The organism is Marinobacter qingdaonensis (assembly GCF_034555935.1).
GTDB lineage: Bacteria > Pseudomonadota > Gammaproteobacteria > Pseudomonadales > Oleiphilaceae > Marinobacter > Marinobacter qingdaonensis.
In genome coordinates, this window is record NZ_JAYDCJ010000003.1 from 595,477 (window position 1) to 612,811 (window position 17,335).

Genomic DNA, 17,335 nt, shown 5'->3' on the forward strand with positions numbered 1-17,335 from the left:
TGAGTGTACCGCAAAGCCGGGCCGGTTCCTCCGTCACCCGTTCACGCGCCCCGGGAGAGTCGTCATCAAGCACCGTCACCGTCAGGCCCTGCAGCTGGTTTACGAATTCCTCCAACCCTATCGCAAAACCGTGGCCGGTGCGCTGGTGGCACTGGTGATCACCGCCGGCATCACCCTGGCCCTGGGCCAGGGCCTGCGCATCCTGGTGGACCAGGGCCTGGCGACCCAGTCGGCGAGCATGCTGGCGCAGGCAGTCGGGCTGTTTTTCGTGCTGGTGCTGGGCCTGGCCGTGGGTTCCTTCGCCCGCTTCTACCTGGTGTCCTGGTTGGGCGAGCGGGTGGTGGCGGACATCCGCAAGCGGGTGTTCAACCATCTGATCGATCTGCACCCGGGCTTCTTCGAGCAGAACCGGGCGCTGGAAATCCAGTCCCGGTTTACCGCCGACACCACCGTACTGCAGTCGGTGATCGGCTCCACCGTCTCCATCGCCCTGCGCAACGCCCTGATGCTGGTGGGCGGTCTGGTGCTGCTGTTTGTCACCAACGCCAAACTGGCCGGTATCATCCTGCTCGGGTTCCCCCTGGTGATTGCCCCCATCCTCATCTTCGGGCGCCGGGTGCGGCAGCTGTCCCGGCTGAGCCAGGACCGGGTCGCCGACGTCGGCAGCTACGTCGGCGAGAACCTGACCCAGATCAAGACCGTGCAGGCGTTCAATCACCAGCCCCACGATCGCCGGTTCTTCGCCGAGGTCTCCGAACGCGCCTTCTCTATAGCCCGGGACCGGATCCGGCAACGGGCCTGGCTCACCACCCTGGCCATCGGCCTGGTCATGGGCGCGGTCGGGATCGTGATCTGGATCGGCGGGCTGGATGTGATCGAGGGTCGGACCAGTCCCGGTGAACTGGCCGCGTTCGTGTTCTACAGCCTGCTGGTGGGTCTGGCCGCCGGCGCCCTGAGCGAGGTGATCGGCGAACTGCAACGGGCGGCGGGCTCGGCGGCCCGGCTGTTCGAATTGCTGCAGACCGAACCGGCCTTTGTCCGGCCCCAGTCCGAGCAGGGCGGCTCGACGCTGCCCGAACCGGTGGCCGGCGCCATCGAGATTCAGGATCTGAGCTTTCACTACCCGGGACGTGCGGATGAGCCAGCGCTGGTCGGGCTGTCGCTGGCGATCCGACCGGGCGAAACCCTGGCCCTGGTGGGCCCGTCCGGGGCCGGCAAATCCACCCTGTTCGATCTGCTGCTGCACTTCTACGCCCCGGAGCGGGGCCGGATCCTGCTGGATGGCGTGGATACCGCCACCCTGGCGCTGGCCGAGCTGCGCCGCTGTTTCGCCCTGGTGCCGCAGAATCCGGCGCTGTTCCATGGCACCGTCACCGACAACATCCGCTACGCCCGCCCCGACGCCAGCGAGGCCGAGGTCCACGAAGCGGCCCGGGTGGCCCACGCCGACGACTTTATCCACAGCCTGCCCGAGGGCTACGACACCCGCCTGGGGGATGCCGGGCTGGGCCTGTCCGGCGGCCAGAAACAGCGGCTGGCCATTGCCCGGGCGCTGCTGGCCAAGGCCCCCATCCTGCTGCTGGACGAGGCCACTAGTGCCCTGGACGCCGAGAGCGAACACCTGATTCAGGCCGCCATGCCGGCGCTGACCCGGGGCCGTACCACCCTGGTGATTGCGCACCGGCTGGCGACGGTGCGCGACGCCGATCGCATCGCCGTGCTGGATCGGGGCCGGCTGCTGGCGGTCGGCAGTCACGACGAACTAATGCGCGGCAACGACCTGTACCGGCGTCTGGCCAAACTTCAGTTCCGGGAAGCCTCGGCCTGAGCGCCGGATCTTCGACACTGGTCGGTTTGTGGTTCCCGCGCGTACTCCTTACACTGGTCGATGAACGTTTCGAACCTGAACTCAGGGAGAAAGCACAGTGAGCAACAAAGAATTGCAAGCACTCAAAGAACGCTACGTAGCGGCGGGCGCGGCAAGTCCCAACGAACAGTTTGCCGACCACGCTCGCAACGCCGAACTCTGGGATGCCGACGGCAAGCGCATGATCGACTTTGCCGGCGGTATCGGGGTCCTGAACATTGGCCACCGCCACCCGAAGGTGGTGGAAGCGGTCAAGGCCCAGCTCGACAAAGTGATGCACACCTGCCAGACCGTGATGCCCTATGAGGGCTACGTCAAACTGGCCGAGAAACTCAGCGGTGTGGTGCCGGTGCGTGGCCACGCCAAGGTCATGCTCGCCAACTCCGGCGCCGAAGCCCTGGAAAACGCGGTCAAGATTGCCCGGGCCGCGACCGGACGCCCGAACGTGATCTGCTTTGACGGCGGCTACCATGGCCGCACCTTCTATACCATGGCCATGAACGGCAAGGCCGCGCCTTACCAGACCGACTTCGGCCCCATGCCCGGCACCGTGTTCCGCGCCCCCTATCCGGTGCCGTATCACGGCGTCAGCGAAGAAGAGGCGATTCGCGGTCTGAAGATGGCCATGAAGGCGGACTCCCCGGGCCACGAAACCGCCGCCATCATCCTCGAGCCGGTGTTGGGCGAGGGTGGTTTCTATCCGGCGCCCGCCAGCTTCCTGAAAGAGATCCGCAAGATCTGTGACGAGCACGACATCCTGATGATCGTGGACGAGGTTCAGAGCGGCTTTGGCCGGACCGGCAAGATGTTTGCGATCGAGCACAGCGGGGTCGAGCCGGACATGATGACCATGGCCAAGAGTATGGCCGATGGCATGCCGATCTCCGCGGTGGTGGGTACCGACAAGCACATGGACGCGTCCGGGCCGAATTCCCTGGGCGGCACCTACACCGGTAGCCCGACCGCGTGCGCCGCGGCGCTGGCGGTGTTCGATGTGTTCAAGGAAGAGGACATCCTGGGCAAGGCCCAGGCGCTGGGCGACAAGCTCAAGCAGCGCTTCAGCCAGTGGCAGGAGCAGTTCCCGCATGTGGATAACGCCCGCAACCTCGGGCCCATGGCGGCGTTCGAGCTGGTCGAGAGCAAAGACAGCCGGACTCCGAAGCCGGAACTGGCGGCGGCCATCACCAAGAAGGCCAAGGAAAAGGGGCTGATCCTGCTCAGCTGCGGCATGTACGGCAACACTATCCGATTCCTGATGCCAGTTACCATCGAAGACGAGGTGCTGGAAGAGGGCCTGGCGATTGTGGAAGAGGCCTTGAAAGAGGTCGGCGCCTGAGCGGCGCCCCCAACGCAGCCGGAACAGCCGGGCCCTCGGGCCCGGTTTTTTTATGCCTTCGGCCGGCCCGGCAATTATCGTATACTGCCGACACACCCCGCCCAGAGCCGACGTTCCTGGGCGCGTGCCGTTCACCAATCAGGCGGATTTATGACAGCACCTACCACCCCCTCTCACCCGGATCACAAACCCAGGCCCTGGATCGACCTGCTGGTCAGCATCGTGATTCCGTCGGTGATCCTGATGAAATTCAGTGGCGACGAGCATCTGGGCTCGGTCAACGCCTTGATCATTGGCCTGGCGTTTCCTCTAGGCTGGGGCCTGTTTGAACTGATTCGCTACCGCAAGAAGAATTTCATCGCCGTGCTGGGTCTGATCAGTGTCGGTCTCACCGGCGGCATCGGCCTGCTGGAGCTGGATGCCGGCTGGCTGGCCGTGAAGGAAGCCGCGGTTCCGGCGGTCATCGGCCTGGCGGTGCTGATCTCCACCCGCACCCGTTATCCACTGGTGCGCACGTTGCTGTACAACCCCAATGTCCTGGATGTGGATAAGATCCACCGGTCGCTGGAAAAACAGGGCAGGGTGGAGGAGTTCGAGGCCCGACTGCTGAACGCCAGCTATTTCTTCGCCGGCACCTTCCTGTTCTCCTCGATCATGAACTACATCATCGCCCGCTGGATTGTCACCAGCCCGTCCGGTACCCAGGCCTTCAACGAGGAGCTGGGGCGCATGACCCTGGTCAGCTACCCGATGATCGCCATCCCCTCCATGGTGATGATGCTGCTGATCTTCTATTACCTGTGGCGCACCATCCGGCGCCTGACCGGCTACACCCTGGAAGAGGTCATGGCCCCGCACCTGGCGGAAAAAGAAAAGAAAAAGTCCATGTCCCAGGAGTAACACCGGGCCTCACCGGGTTATCCACAGCAACAAAAAAAGCGGCGCGGATTGGCATCCGGCGCCGCTTTTTTTTGCCCGTGATCGGGGCACTCAGCGTTACACGTCGAGGTTGGTCACTTCCAGCGCGTTGGTCTGGATGAAGTCCCGACGCGGCTCGACGTCGTCGCCCATCAGGGTGGTGAAGATCTGGTCGGCCGCGAACGCGTCCTCGATGGTCACCTTCATCATCCGGCGGGTCTCCGGATCCATGGTGGTTTCCCACAGCTGTTCCGGGTTCATCTCGCCCAGTCCCTTGTAGCGCTGGATGTTCAGGCCACGCTGGGCCTCTTTCATCAGCCACTCCAGGGCGCCCTCAAACGACAGTACGGCCTGCTTGCGCTCGCCCCGCTGGACGTAGGCGCCGTCTTCGATCAGGCCATCCAGGGTCTCACCCATGCGCGCGATGGCGGCGTAGGACGAGGACTCGAAGAACTCGTGATTGAACACGTGCTCATGGGGAATGCCGTGCACGTAGATGGTGACCTTGGGCAGGAACAGGTCGCGCTCCGGATCCTTGGTGACCGAGAAGCTGTACTTGGTGCCGGTGCGGGTGTCCAGGTCCAGGCCGTCGCCCAGGCGCGCCACCCAGCGGGTGACCGCGGCCTCGTCCTTCAGGTGCTCGGACTTGAGGGTGACGTTATCCAGCATCTGCTCCAGCACCTTGGCCGGGTAGGCCCGGGACAGGCGGCCGATCATGGCCATCACCGCCTGGTAATCCTTGACCATGGTTTCCAGGGCGGAATCCTTGATCGCCGGCGCATCCGGGTTCACGAACAGCTGGGCACCTTCCAGGGCGGTCTGGGTCAGGTAGGCTTCCTTGGCCTTCTCGTCCTTCAGGTACTGCTCCTGCTTGCCGCGCTTGACCTTGTACAGGGGCGGCATGGCGATGAAGACATGGCCGCGCTCGATGATTTCCCGCATCTGACGGAACAGGAAGGTCAGCAACAGGGTGCGAATGTGGGAGCCGTCCACGTCGGCGTCGGTCATGATCACGATGGAGTGGTAGCGCAGCTTGTCCGGGTTGAACTCCTCGCGGCCGATGCCACAGCCGAGGGCGGTGATCAGGGTGCCGACCTCGGCGGAGGACAGCATCTTGTCGAACCGGGCTTTCTCCACGTTCAGGATCTTACCCTTGAGCGGCAGGATGGCCTGCGTCTTGCGGTCTCGGCCCTGCTTGGCGCTGCCACCGGCCGAGTCACCCTCCACAATGAACAGTTCGGACAGGGCCGGGTCTTTTTCCTGACAGTCGGCCAGCTTGCCGGGCAGGCCGGCGATGTCCAGGGCACCCTTGCGCCGGGTCATATCCCGGGCCTTGCGCGCAGCTTCCCGGGCCCGGGCCGCTTCGATCATCTTGTTGACGATCAGCTTGGCCTCGTTCGGCTGCTCCTGCAGGTAGTCGGCGAAGCTCTGGTACAGCTCCTGCTCAACCGCGGTTTTCACCTCGGAGGACACCAGCTTGTCCTTGGTCTGGGACGAGAACTTGGGATCCGGCACCTTGACGCTGATGATGGCGGTCAGGCCTTCCCGGGCATCGTCACCGGAGGTGCTGACCTTGGCCTTCTTGCCCAGACCTTCCTGCTCGATGTAGTTGTTCAGGGAGCGGGTCAGGGCGGCGCGGAAGCCGGCCAGGTGGGTACCGCCGTCGCGCTGGGGAATGTTGTTGGTGAAGCAGAAGATGTTCTCCTGAAAGGCATCGTTCCACTGCATGGACACTTCCACCGCGATGCCGTCTTCCCGCTCGCGGTTGAAGTGGAACACCCGGTTGATCGGGGTCTTGTTGGTGTTCAGGTGCTCGACAAAGGCCCGCAGACCGCCTTCGTACTCGAATACCTCTTCCTTGCCGCTGCGCTCGTCGGTCAGACGGATCCGCACGCCACTGTTCAGGAACGCCAGTTCGCGCAGGCGCTTGGCCAGGATGTCGTAGTGGAATTCGATGTGGGTGAAGGTTTCCGGCGAGGGAATGAAATGCACCTTGGTGCCGGAGGCATCGGTCTCGCCCACTTCGGCCAGGGGCGCAGTCGGCACGCCGTGCTTGTAGCTCTGCTCGTACACCTTGCGGTCCCGGCGAATGGTCAGGGTCAGGGTCGAGGACAGGGCGTTGACCACCGAGACACCGACGCCGTGCAGACCACCGGAGACCTTGTAGGAGTTGTCGTCGAACTTACCGCCGGCGTGCAGCACGGTCATGATGACCTCGGCGGCGGACACGCCTTCCTCCTCGTGGATATCCACGGGGATGCCACGGCCGTTGTCCTTGACCGTGATGGACTCGTCCGGATGGATGATCACGCCAATCTCGGAGCAGTACCCCGCCAGAGCCTCATCGATGGAGTTGTCCACCAGCTCAAAGACCATGTGGTGCAGTCCGGTGCCATCGTCGGTATCACCGATGTACATACCCGGCCGCTTACGTACCGCATCCAGACCTTTCAAGACTTTGATACTGGAGGAATTGTAGTTCGATTCGCTCATTAGAGACTCCTGAAGGGTGTACCGGTGGTGGATCTTTCGCACCGTTTGCCCGGTTCTATTCTTCCGTCAATTTGCCATGTTCCACGTGGAACATTCTGTACTCCGGCGCATCCCCCGAGGGCCACAGCACCTCCGGTTCCGGATGCTCGATGGAGGTGATGAACACCTGGCACCGTAACGCCTGTAATTTCTGGGCCAGCATGGCCCGGTGACCGACATCCAATTCCGCGTTGATGTCGTCGAGCAAAAACGTCACCTGCTTGTCCAGTTCACTCAACACCATGCCCTGGGCAATCTTCATCAAGATAACGAGGGTTTTCTGTTGGCCCCGGGAAAACGTCTCGGCAACCGGCCGGCCCTGGAACTTCAGCCGGATATCCGCCCGATTCGGTCCGTACAGGGTGTGCCCCATACGCCGTTCCTGGTCCCGGTGACTGGCCAGGATATCCACCAGGGCTTTGCTGGTGTCCCAACCGGGATAAAACTCCAACTTCAGGCCCTGGGTCCAGCCCACGTCGACTTGCTGGACCAGACTGTCGAACGCGTGCTTGAAGCGCTCGAACGTGGTCTGACGCGCCGCCGTGATCCGGTCACTGAGGCCGGCGTACTGGCTATCCCAGACCCGCAATAAAGCCTCGTCTAGTCTACCATTTCTCAGCGTTTGATTCCGCTGCGATGTGACTCGCTGGCACTGCTGCCAGACCGAGGCAAAGGAAGGTTCCACGTGGAACACTGCCCAATCCAGAAACTGCCGCCGCTTGCCCGGACCACCGGCGACGATATCGAATACCCCCGGGTCGATCACCGACACCGGCAAGTGCATGGCCAACGCCGACAGACTGCGCACCCCTTCGCCATCCACCCGCAGGGTGGTTTCTTTCCGGGTCACATCCCGGGCAATGCCCAACCGATGCGCCACCGGTCGGCCATCGTTTGCGCCCGGTTCCGAGGCCAACCCCCGATCCAGGCCACCAAAGACCGTCAGCTGCTGTTCGCCATGACTGACCACGGCCTGATGCCGGCTGACCCGAAACGAGCGCCCCAACCCCAGATAGCCGATGGCTTCCAGCACACTGGTCTTGCCGCTGCCGTTGGCACCGTACAACAGATTAAAGGAAGGGGAGAAGCTTACAGACGCCGACGACAGGTTCCGAAAATGCTGGGTCTGCAATTTCACTAGCGCCATAAAGGTGACAGCTCGAGGTGGTGGCGGGACGCAATCGAGCGCCCACAAAAAAGGCAGCGTTACCGCTCGGGGCAACGCTGCCTAGTGTACAAAAGCCCGAATGCTTAGGCGACCCGCCTCAGTGCAGCATGTTCAGGCGCTCGTCCATGAACACATCCATTTCCGGTGCCAGGATGTGCACATACCGATCGAAGTACAGGAACTGTTTCAGCAGCAGGGCGAATTCCCGCGGGAAATGCAGGCCGTGGCTCTCGCCGATCTTCACCATGTCCATCAGGATGTGATTGACGTCGTCCTCGGCCTGGTCCGCTTCGTAAGGCACCTGGTCCGGCACCATCTTGTCCATCTGCTGGTACAACCGGCGCAGGTCTCCGGCCAACTCCTCGACCTGCACCTTCTTGTGGGTGATGCCAATCCGGATCATGGCGTCGGCCATGCCCTCGAAGTTGCCCACCATGACCGCCGAAATAAAATCGCTCACCGCCTGCCAGGTGTCGGGCTTGATCCGTCCGACAATGCCGAAGTCGATGAAGCCAACCCGGCCATCCCGCAACACCATCAGGTTGCCGGCGTGGACATCGGCGTGAAAAAACTCACACTGGGTCAGACTGGCGAACCAGGTGTTCATCGCGGTAATCAGCGTGCGCTCCGGATCCCGGGCGTAGCCCCGGATGCTCTCGAGATCCGTCAGGGGCACCCCATGGAATCGCTCCATGGTCAGAATCCGGCGGGTACTGCAGTGTTCGTACACCTGCGGCACCGCGGCGTCTTCGTTGTGGCTGTCGTGCAGGAAGTTACGGAATACCTTGAGGTTGTTCGCTTCCTTGATGAAGTCACACTCCTCCATCATGGTGCGCTGGATCTCCTCGACGATCCCGGACAGCGACGTCCAGGACAGTTTTGGCGCCAGGGTTTCCAGAATCCGCGCCGACAGGTACAGGAAGTTGAGATCGGTCAGCAGGATGTTTTCCACACCCGGCTTCTGCACCTTGATCACCACGTCCTCACCGGTAACCAAACGGGCCGCGTGCACCTGGGCGATGGAGGCCGAGGCCAAGGCGACCGGATCGATCTCGGCATAGACCTGATCCAGGGGCTGGCCCAGTTCGTCGCGGATGATCTTCTTGATCACACCGAAGGGCAGGTTCGGGGTCTTGTCCAGGCAGTACTGGAATTCCTCGACATAGTCCTTGGGGAAGAAGGTGGGGGAACTGGCGATGAACTGCCCGAGCTTGATGTAGGTCGCACCCAGGGACTCAAAGGTCTGGCGCAGCAAACGCGGGGTAGGGGGCCGATCGCCCCGTACCCAATTGACACCCGTGCGCCCCAACACGGACAGGGTCTGTCCGATCCGAAAAGCGCCTTTGATTCCGTTCGTCACGGTGCCCATGGCATTCCTCCTATAGCCGCATTGGCATGACCACATACAGGCAGCGATTATCCGTCTGCGATTCGATCAACGCACTGCTGTTCGGGTTCGACAAGGTGATCTTGACCTGGTCCTCGTCGAGCGCGTTCATCACGTCCACCAGGTAGCCTACATTAAAACCGATCTGCAGGGATTCGCCCTGATAGTCCACCGGCAGCGCGTCTTCGGCCTGTTCCTGGTCCGGGTTGTTGGCAAACACCTGGAGTTCGTTCGGCGCCAGGTTCAGACGGACACCGCGAATGTTTTCGTGGGACAGGATACCCGCCCGCTGCAGGGTGTTTTTCAGGGTCGACCGGTCGGCCATCACCACCTTGTCACCACCGCGTGGAATCACCCGGTTGTAGTCGGGGAACTTGCCTTCGATCAGCTTGGAGGTGAAGGTGTAGCTGCCCACCGTGGCACGCAGGTGGTTGTCACCGATCACCAGGGTCACCGGGGTTTCCACATCGTCCAGCAACCGGGCCAGTTCCAGCACGCCCTTGCGTGGCACGATCACCTGGCGCAGGTCCAGGCTGCCGGTGGGCAGCTCCAGATGGGCCATGGCCAGACGGTGGCCGTCGGTGGCCACGGTGCGCACGTGGCCCTCATCCACTTCCAGCAACAGGCCGTTCAGATAGTACCGAACGTCCTGCTGGGCCATGGCGAACGCCGTGGCGTCCAGCATCCGACCCAGTTCTTTCTGGGGCAGTTCCAGCCGGAAGCTCTCGGCCTCGTCCTCGACGTTGGGGAAATGCTCGGCCGGCAGTGTCGACAAAGTGAAGTGACTTTTTCCACAGCGCAGGTGCAAGCGGTCACCCTCGAGGGTCAGCTCCAGCGGCGCCTCCTCGCCCAGGGCCCGACAGATATCGGCCAGCTTGCGCGCCGGCACGGTGATCTGGCCGGGCTGATCCACATGCACCGGGGTCACCCGCGCCACCAGCTCCACTTCCATGTTGGTACCGGTCAGAATCAGGGTGTTGTCTTCGGCCACCAACAGCACGTTGGAAAGCACCGGCATGGTCTGTTTCTTTTCCACAACCCCGGCGATGCTCTGCAGCGGGGTCAGCAGGGATTCACGGCTGATCGTCAGTTTCATGGCACTCGACATTCTTTCTGTTGGAAGGATGAATGGTTCACGCTAACGCCCGGCATCAGGTGGTCAGCAGTCTCATAAAGTTCTGATAATCCTCGCGGATACCCGGATCGGTCTCCTGCAGTTCCACGATCTTCTTGCACGCGTGCAGCACGGTGGTGTGGTCCCGGCCGCCGAAGGCATCGCCGATTTCCGGCAGACTGTGGTTGGTCAGCTCCTTGGACAGCGCCATCGCCACCTGCCGGGGCCGGGTCACGGTGCGGGTCCGGCGTTTCGACAGCAGGTCCGCGACCTTGATCTTGTAGTACTCCGCCACCGTGCGCTGAATGTTGTCGATGCTGACCTGCTTTTCGTGCAGCGCCAACAGGTCTTTCAGACTCTCCCGAATGAACGGCGGGGTGATCTCCGAGCCCGTGAAGTGAGCATTCGCTATCACCAGACGCAGCGCGCCTTCCAGCTCTCGCACATTCGAGCGGATCTTCTGGGCGATGAAAAAGGCGGCCTCACTGCTGAGCTTGACGTTGGCCTGGTCGGCCTTCTTCATCAGGATCGCCACCCGGGTTTCCAGCTCCGGCGGCTCCACCATCACGGTCAGGCCCCAGCCGAACCGGGATTTCAGGCGCTCCTCCATGTCGACAATTTCCTTCGGGAACCGGTCACAGGTCACGATCACCTGCTGACCGCCTTCGAGCAGGGCATTGAAGGTGTGGAAAAACTCTTCCTGGGAACGCTCCTTGCGGGCAAAGAACTGAATGTCGTCGATCAGCAGCGCGTCCACCGAGCGGTAATAGCGCTTGAATTCGTTGATGGCGTTCAGCTGCAGCGCCTTGACCATGTCTGCCACGAACCGTTCCGAGCGCAGGTAGGCCACCTTGGCGCCCGGATTGCGACGCACGATTTCATTGCCAATGGCGTGCATCAGGTGGGTTTTACCCAGGCCCACTCCGCCGTAGAGGAACAGCGGGTTATAGGCACCACCGGGGTTTTCCGCCACTTGCATGGACGCCGCCCGGGCCAGCTGGTTCGACTTACCCTCGACGAAGGTTTCAAAGGTGAAGCCTTCATTCAGGTAGCTCTGGTGCTTGATGTCGCCTTCCACCTGCACCGACCGGCGCTCGTTGCTGGTCTTCGGCCGCACCGCGGTGTGGTTGCCAACACTGACCGCCACGCCCTTCTCTTCGTCGGTGACGCTGCTGTCCGCTTCTTCCTGCACCGGGGCCGGCGGTTCCTTGGCCACCGCCGGTTTCGGTTCGGACTCGCTGTCCCGGGGCGCCGACCCCACTTTCATGTTGACCCGGGGTGCCTGACCACCGTTCAGGTCCTTCAACACTTCTTCTATACGCCGAAGGTATTTTTCATTGACCCAGTCCATCACGAACCGGTTGGGCGCGAACAGCAGCAGCTGGCCTTCCCGGTGATCGGACTGGAGGGGCCTGAGCCAGGTGTTGAACTGTTGTGCGGGAAACTCGTCCCGGAGTACTTCAAGACATTGATGCCACATACTGTTCGGCACGACAGCCTGCTCCCGATAACCCAGAAATGTCTCAGATCAGAATAAGGAGACATCCAATCCTACGAGGTGACCCCGGATTCTAACCCGACGGCCCCGCCAGTGAAAGAGTCGAGCCGGTTTCATGAACAGCCTGTGGAAATTAAACATCATTTATTTCAAACAGGTATGGACTTACCTACAGCCTTGTGTACAGAAAATTCATCTTCCGGAAGTTACCCACACCCCTGTGTGTACACCCTGCGTCTAACCCTGTGTGAAACCACAGGACCGATCCGTGGATAACTGGCCGTCGAACGGGCAGGCCCAGTTATTCACAATCGGTCTGGCGCTCGTCCACAGCCCTCATCGGCGTTTGTCACAACCCTTATAAAGATTCCAATTTCCCGATTTCCATGGATTTTTTTGGCTTATCCCCAGAAATCGTCGACCCTAATAACAGTAATAAATAATCTTTTAAAAGAATTCTAAAAAGACTTACTGATCTTATTAGTGACCGACCCTACCGACGCCCGCACCGGGTCCGTAAAAGCCCTGGTCAATAAGCATTGAATTCGCTCCGGTATTTGCATAGAATGCCGCTCCTGTTTTGGCTGTACATTTTCCAGCCAGTTAGGAATTCCCAACTTACGAATTGTGAGATCATCACCATGAAAAGAACGTTTCAACCAAGCGTCCTGAAGCGTAAGCGCGCACACGGTTTCCGTGCCCGTATGGCCACTGCCAACGGTCGTAAGGTACTGTCCCGTCGTCGTGCCAAGGGCCGCGCACGTCTGTCTGCGTAACCAGCTCGCCTCATGAAGGCTTTGAGTTTCCCGAAATCACACCGTCTGCTACGACCGGCTGATTACGGCAAAGTCTTCAATGACGTACAGCTGAAGGTTCCGCACCGGAATTTTCTGATCCTGGCGACACCGAACGAACTCGGTCACGCCAGGGTCGGATTGATTTTTTCCAAGAAAAATCTGAAGCTTGCTGTCCAGAGAAACCGGATCAAACGGCAGGTCAGGGAATCCTTTCGCACTCAGGACGATCTCCCAGGCCTCGACATCGTGGTTCTCGGACGCCAGGGTCTGGTCGGTCTCGACAACGAGGCGGTCCGTAACGCCCTGAATGAGCTTTGGCGACGACTGAAACGCAAACATCAACACGCTCAACCGCCCCGGGCCACACCATCAAAGCCTGCCGGTAGAGGAATGGGTTAATGCGCACAATCCTGCTCCTGCCCATCCGCTTTTACCAGTACGCGATCAGTCCTTTGATGGCCAGTCATTGCCGTCATTATCCAACCTGCTCCCAATACGCCGTCGAAGCCATCAGTCATCATGGCGCGGCGAAGGGCCTGTACCTGGCAAGCCGACGGCTGCTGAGGTGCCATCCCTGGGCGGAAGGCGGTTATGATCCCGTTCCCGGCACCGCAAACGTGGCTGACAGCACAACCGTAACGCCCAGCCTTCAGGCTGATCGGTCCCAAACCACAACCCAGACCAGACAGTAACTTATGGATATTCAACGCATTGTTTTGTTTGCCGGCCTGGCTATTGTCAGCTACCTGATGGTGCTTGCCTGGAATGAGGACTACCACCAGCAACCGGCCACCGAGCAGGTCGCCCAGGCCACCAGTAACGGCGCCGGCACTGGCTCCGACGCCATGACGTTGCCACAGGAGCAGGGCACCTCGGGCACAAGCGAAGAGTTCAGTACCCCCGAAGGCGGTCAGCAGGTCAGCACCAACGCCGATTCCGAGCAGGCCATCGACGACCAGTTCGTCACCGTCAGCACCGACGTGTTCGATCTGACCATCAACCGGGTCAGCGGCAACCTGGTGCAAACCTCCCTGCTCAATTACGACAAATCCCTGAACAGCCGGGAACCGCTGAAGCTCCTGACCAACACCGAAACCCGCACCTACGTGCTGGAAAGCGGACTCATCGGCCGCAACGGTCCGGACAGCCGCGCCAACGGCGAAGCACCGGTGTACACCGCCGAGGCCAACCGCTACGAGCTGAGCGAAGGCCAGGACCAGCTGGTGGTGGATCTGACCCACACCACCGACGCCGGTGTGACCATCACCAAGCGTTACACCTTCGAGCGCAACAGCTATGAAATCGACGTCCGTTACCTGATCGACAACCAGTCCGGCGAGGCCTGGAAAGGCAACTTTACCGGCAAGATCGTCCGTGATCAGGCCCCGGACCCCACTGCCCAGAACAGCATGGGGATCCAGGCGTTCCTCGGCATGGTCATGAGCTCGCCCGAGGACCCCTACGAGAAGTTCGATTTCGACGACCTGTCCGAAACCCCGGTGAACCAGTCGGTCACCAACGGCTGGCTGGCCTTCCTGCAGCACTACTTCCTGTCGGCCTGGGTGCCAGAGCGGGACCAGCCGGCCCAGTTCCAGACTACCCGTCGCGGACCGCTGTACGTCATGGGTTTTGTCTATCCGGCCACCACCGTCGAGCCCGGTGACAGCGTGGAAGTGGGCGCTCGGGCCTACGTCGGTCCGAAGATCATCGACCGGCTGGAAACCGTAGCGCCGAACCTGGACCGCACCGTCGACTTCGGCTGGCTGTTCTTCATCTCACTGCCGCTGTTCGTGATCATGGAATGGTTCTACAGCCTGGTCGGCAACTGGGGTGTCGCCATCATCCTGCTGACCGTGCTGGTCAAGGCGGTGTTCTTCCATCTGTCGGCCACCAGTTACCGCTCCATGGCCAAGATGCGTGCGGTGGCGCCCCAGCTGACCCGCCTGAAGGAGCTGTACGGCGACGATCGCCAGCGCATGTCCCAGGAAATGATGGCCCTGTACAAGCGCGAGAAGATCAATCCGCTCGGTGGCTGTCTGCCAATCCTGGTGCAGATGCCGGTGTTCATCTCCCTGTACTGGGTTCTGTTCGAGAGTGTGCAGCTGCGGCACGCGCCGTTCATGCTGTGGATCCAGGATCTGTCGCAGATGGACCCCTACTTCATCCTGCCGATCCTGATGGGCGCCAGCATGTTCCTGCAGATGCATCTGAACCCGACACCACCGGATCCGATGCAGGCCAAGATCATGAAGATGATGCCGCTGATCTTCACCGTGTTCTTCCTGTGGTTCCCGGCCGGTCTGGTACTCTACTGGCTGGTGAACAACATTCTGTCGATCAGCCAGCAGTGGTACATTACCCGCAAGATCGAAGCGGAGACCGCAGCGAAGAAGGCCTGATCGCTGCCAGCAAGCTGACCCTGACAGAGGCTCCTTCGTGGAGCCTCTGTCGTTTCTGTCCGAAGGAATGCCCATGAGCCAGACCACCGACACCATCGCCGCCATTGCCACCGCGCCGGGCCAGGCCGGGGTGGGCATCGTCCGGGTGTCTGGGCCGGAGGCCGCCGCCATCGCCCAGGCCATGCTCGGCTACGAACCCAAGCCCCGGTACGCCCATTACGGTCCGTTCCTGGACCGCGATGGCGGGCTGATCGACGAGGGCATTGGCCTGTTTTTCCCCAACCCCCATTCCTTCACCGGCGAGGACGTGTTCGAGCTCCAGGGCCACGGTGGCACGGTGATCCTGGATCTGCTGCTGCGCGAGGTCTGCAGCCGGGGGGCGCGCCTGGCCCGGCCCGGGGAATTCTCCGAACGGGCGTTCCTGAACGACAAGCTGGATCTGGCCCAGGCCGAAGCCATCGCCGACCTGATCGAGAGCAGTTCCGAGCAGGCCGCGCGCTGTGCGGTGCGCTCCATGCAGGGGCTGTTTTCCCGTCAGGTCGATGACCTGGTGGATGCGGTCACCCACCTGCGCATCTACGTCGAGGCAGCCATCGACTTTCCGGAGGAGGAAATCGACTTCCTGGCCGATGGCAAGGTTGCCGGCGACCTGCAGCAACTGCTCGACCGGCTCGACACCATTCTGGCCGAGGCCCAGCAGGGCACCATCTTGCGCGACGGCATGAAAGTGGTCATCGCCGGCCGGCCCAATGCCGGCAAGTCCAGCCTGCTCAATGCCCTGGCCGGTCGCGAGGCGGCCATCGTCACCGCCATCGAGGGCACCACCCGGGATGTCCTGCGCGAACACATCCACATCGACGGCATGCCCCTGCACATCATCGACACCGCCGGCCTGCGTGAAAGTCCGGACGAGGTCGAGCAGATCGGTATCGCCCGGGCCTGGGACGAAATCACCCAGGCCGACCGGATCCTGTTGATGGTCGATGCCACCACCACCGACCACACCGAACCCCACGACATCTGGCCGGACTTCATCGACCGGCTGCCGGCCAGTGCCCCGGTCACGGTGATCCGCAACAAGGTCGATCTGTCCCGGGAAACCGTCGGCCTGACCGACCAGCCCGAGCAGGCCGCCCCGGTCATCCGCCTGGCGGCGAAATCCGCTGAGGGCCTGGACGTGCTGCGGGACCACCTGAAGCAGTGCATGGGGTTTGCCAGCACCACCGAAGGTGGCTTCCTGGCCCGGCGCCGGCATCTGGATGCCCTGGAACGGGCCCGGGATTCCCTGCTCCAGGGCCAGGGTCAGCTCGAGGGCTATGGCGCCGGCGAACTGCTGGCCGAAGACCTGCGCGCGGCCCAGGACGCCCTCGGCGAGATCACCGGCCACCTGAGTCCGGACGATTTGCTGGGCAAGATTTTCTCCAGTTTCTGCATCGGCAAATAGCGCCGTTACCAATTGAAACGTTTTTCTCCCCCAATCCGTGAACGCTGGGCGCTAATCTTGCGTTGTTATTACGGAATTTACTTATTGAGCACAATCGGGAGTAGAAGACGTGAGCAGAACACTATTGGGCCTGGCCGCAGCGGCGTTGACGCTGATCGGGCCGGCAAGCGCCGTGCAGGCGGAAGAACGGCTGTATCTCTACACGGAAAACTTTCCGCCCTACAACATGAGTGCCTCGGGCCGGGCCTTTGAACACAACGCCGAGGACATCGACGGCCTGTGCACCGAACTGGTGACCGCCGCCCTGAAACAGACCGACCTGGATTACCGCATCAAGCTGCGGAACTGGGACTACGGCTACAACCGGGCCCTGAACAAACCCAACCACGGCATCTTCTGCACCACCTACACCGAGGAACGGGCCCCGCTGTTCAAGTGGGTCGGGCCCCTGACCAACAACCTGTGGACCGTGTTCGCGGCGCCGGACTCCAACTTCCAGATGGACGAGCTGTCCGACGCCAAGGGCAAGGTGTTTGGCGGCTACCGCAACGACGTGAAGTCCGAGTACCTGATCAAGCGGGGCTACGAAGTCTCGGCCCTGGACAGCGACGACCTGAACCCGAAGCGGCTCGAACTCGGTCAGATCGATCTCTGGTTGGCGGACCAGTTGGGTGGCCCCTACGTGGCGTCCCAGCAGAACGTGGAAGGGTTGAAGCCGGTGTACTCGTTCAACCAGACCCAGCTGTTCCTGGCCCTGAACCCGGACACCTCCGATGCCCTGGTGAACGAGTTGCAGGCCGGTCTTGACGCCATCCGCGAGTCCGGTATGTTCGAGGCTATCGAAACCAAATACGGCCTGTAACCGACCCGGGAGC

General features: G+C 61.7%; 14 protein-coding genes. 9 read left to right on the top strand and 5 right to left on the bottom strand.

The window, feature by feature from the left end; translation table 11 throughout:
* Positions 1-88 precede the first annotated feature (88 nt).
* From U5822_RS05945 to U5822_RS05955, 3 genes are all read left to right on the top strand, one after another.
* The gene (locus U5822_RS05945; RefSeq protein ID WP_322856888.1) at positions 89-1,828 is read left to right on the top strand and encodes an ABC transporter transmembrane domain-containing protein; all 1,740 of its coding nucleotides are present in this window, start codon (positions 89-91) and stop codon (positions 1,826-1,828) included.
* 97 nt (positions 1,829-1,925) lie between these two features.
* On the top strand, positions 1,926-3,203 hold the full coding sequence (gene gabT / locus U5822_RS05950; protein ID WP_322854712.1) for a 4-aminobutyrate--2-oxoglutarate transaminase: 1,278 nt from the start codon (positions 1,926-1,928) through the stop codon (positions 3,201-3,203).
* Positions 3,204-3,353: 150 nt separating this feature from the next.
* Entirely contained in the window at positions 3,354-4,103 is a 750-nt protein-coding gene (locus U5822_RS05955; protein ID WP_322854713.1) for a VC0807 family protein, read from the top strand.
* Positions 4,104-4,199: 96 nt separating this feature from the next.
* Here the strand turns inward: U5822_RS05955 and gyrB are convergent, their stop codons facing one another.
* The 5 genes from gyrB to dnaA all read right to left on the bottom strand — a co-directional run bounded on the left by gyrB (position 4,200) and on the right by dnaA (position 11,814).
* Positions 4,200-6,614: a DNA topoisomerase (ATP-hydrolyzing) subunit B gene (gyrB, locus tag U5822_RS05960; RefSeq protein WP_322854714.1), complete on the bottom strand. Its 2,415-nt coding sequence runs from the start codon at positions 6,612-6,614 to the stop codon at positions 4,200-4,202.
* Between the two features lie 55 nt (positions 6,615-6,669).
* Positions 6,670-7,800 (bottom strand): DNA replication/repair protein RecF, encoded by a 1,131-nt coding sequence (gene recF / locus U5822_RS05965; RefSeq protein WP_322854715.1) that lies wholly within the window; start codon positions 7,798-7,800, stop codon positions 6,670-6,672.
* A gap of 118 nt (positions 7,801-7,918) precedes the next feature.
* Positions 7,919-9,190, bottom strand: a complete 1,272-nt coding sequence (locus U5822_RS05970; RefSeq protein WP_322854716.1) for an ABC1 kinase family protein — start codon at positions 9,188-9,190, stop codon at positions 7,919-7,921.
* Positions 9,191-9,200: 10 nt separating this feature from the next.
* Positions 9,201-10,304: a DNA polymerase III subunit beta gene (gene dnaN, locus U5822_RS05975; protein WP_322854717.1), complete on the bottom strand. Its 1,104-nt coding sequence runs from the start codon at positions 10,302-10,304 to the stop codon at positions 9,201-9,203.
* Positions 10,305-10,359: 55 nt separating this feature from the next.
* Positions 10,360-11,814: a chromosomal replication initiator protein DnaA gene (dnaA, locus tag U5822_RS05980; protein ID WP_322854718.1), complete on the bottom strand. Its 1,455-nt coding sequence runs from the start codon at positions 11,812-11,814 to the stop codon at positions 10,360-10,362.
* A 647-nt stretch (positions 11,815-12,461) separates the two neighbouring features.
* On the opposite strand from dnaA, the gene rpmH reads away from it, so the two are divergent.
* The 6 genes from rpmH (at position 12,462) to U5822_RS06010 (ending at position 17,322) form a co-directional block, all read left to right on the top strand.
* A complete protein-coding gene (rpmH, locus tag U5822_RS05985) occupies positions 12,462-12,596 on the top strand; it encodes a 50S ribosomal protein L34 (protein ID WP_091704626.1) in 135 nt (44 codons plus the stop codon).
* 12 nt (positions 12,597-12,608) lie between these two features.
* A complete protein-coding gene (gene rnpA, locus U5822_RS05990; RefSeq protein WP_322854719.1) occupies positions 12,609-13,016 on the top strand; it encodes a ribonuclease P protein component in 408 nt (135 codons plus the stop codon).
* Complete coding sequence (gene yidD / locus U5822_RS05995) at positions 13,016-13,309, top strand: membrane protein insertion efficiency factor YidD (RefSeq protein ID WP_322854720.1); 294 nt, start codon at positions 13,016-13,018, stop codon at positions 13,307-13,309. The genes rnpA and yidD overlap by 1 nt, the downstream gene beginning before the upstream one ends.
* A gap of 3 nt (positions 13,310-13,312) precedes the next feature.
* Positions 13,313-15,016, top strand: coding sequence for a membrane protein insertase YidC (yidC, locus tag U5822_RS06000; RefSeq protein ID WP_322854721.1), 1,704 nt, complete (start codon positions 13,313-13,315; stop codon positions 15,014-15,016).
* Positions 15,017-15,089: 73 nt separating this feature from the next.
* Positions 15,090-16,460: a tRNA uridine-5-carboxymethylaminomethyl(34) synthesis GTPase MnmE gene (gene mnmE / locus U5822_RS06005; RefSeq protein ID WP_322854722.1), complete on the top strand. Its 1,371-nt coding sequence runs from the start codon at positions 15,090-15,092 to the stop codon at positions 16,458-16,460.
* 109 nt (positions 16,461-16,569) lie between these two features.
* Positions 16,570-17,322 carry a substrate-binding periplasmic protein gene (locus U5822_RS06010; protein WP_322854723.1) on the top strand — a complete coding sequence of 251 codons (753 nt, stop codon included), beginning with the start codon at positions 16,570-16,572 and terminating at the stop codon, positions 17,320-17,322.
* Positions 17,323-17,335 lie beyond the last annotated feature (13 nt).

Excerpts from the sequence above, each read along its gene's own strand:
- U5822_RS05955 (WP_322854713.1), top strand. The coding sequence starts at position 3,354 with ATGACAGCACCTACCACCCCCTCTCACCCGGATCACAAACCCAGGCCC.
- gyrB (WP_322854714.1), bottom strand. The coding sequence starts at position 6,614 with ATGAGCGAATCGAACTACAATTCCTCCAGTATCAAAGTCTTGAAAGGT.
- recF (WP_322854715.1), bottom strand. The coding sequence starts at position 7,800 with ATGGCGCTAGTGAAATTGCAGACCCAGCATTTTCGGAACCTGTCGTCG.
- U5822_RS05970 (WP_322854716.1), bottom strand. The coding sequence starts at position 9,190 with ATGGGCACCGTGACGAACGGAATCAAAGGCGCTTTTCGGATCGGACAG.
- dnaN (WP_322854717.1), bottom strand. The coding sequence starts at position 10,304 with ATGAAACTGACGATCAGCCGTGAATCCCTGCTGACCCCGCTGCAGAGC.
- rpmH (WP_091704626.1), top strand. The coding sequence starts at position 12,462 with ATGAAAAGAACGTTTCAACCAAGCGTCCTGAAGCGTAAGCGCGCACAC.
- rnpA (WP_322854719.1), top strand. The coding sequence starts at position 12,609 with ATGAAGGCTTTGAGTTTCCCGAAATCACACCGTCTGCTACGACCGGCT.
- yidD (WP_322854720.1), top strand. The coding sequence starts at position 13,016 with ATGCGCACAATCCTGCTCCTGCCCATCCGCTTTTACCAGTACGCGATC.
- yidC (WP_322854721.1), top strand. The coding sequence starts at position 13,313 with ATGGATATTCAACGCATTGTTTTGTTTGCCGGCCTGGCTATTGTCAGC.
- mnmE (WP_322854722.1), top strand. The coding sequence starts at position 15,090 with ATGAGCCAGACCACCGACACCATCGCCGCCATTGCCACCGCGCCGGGC.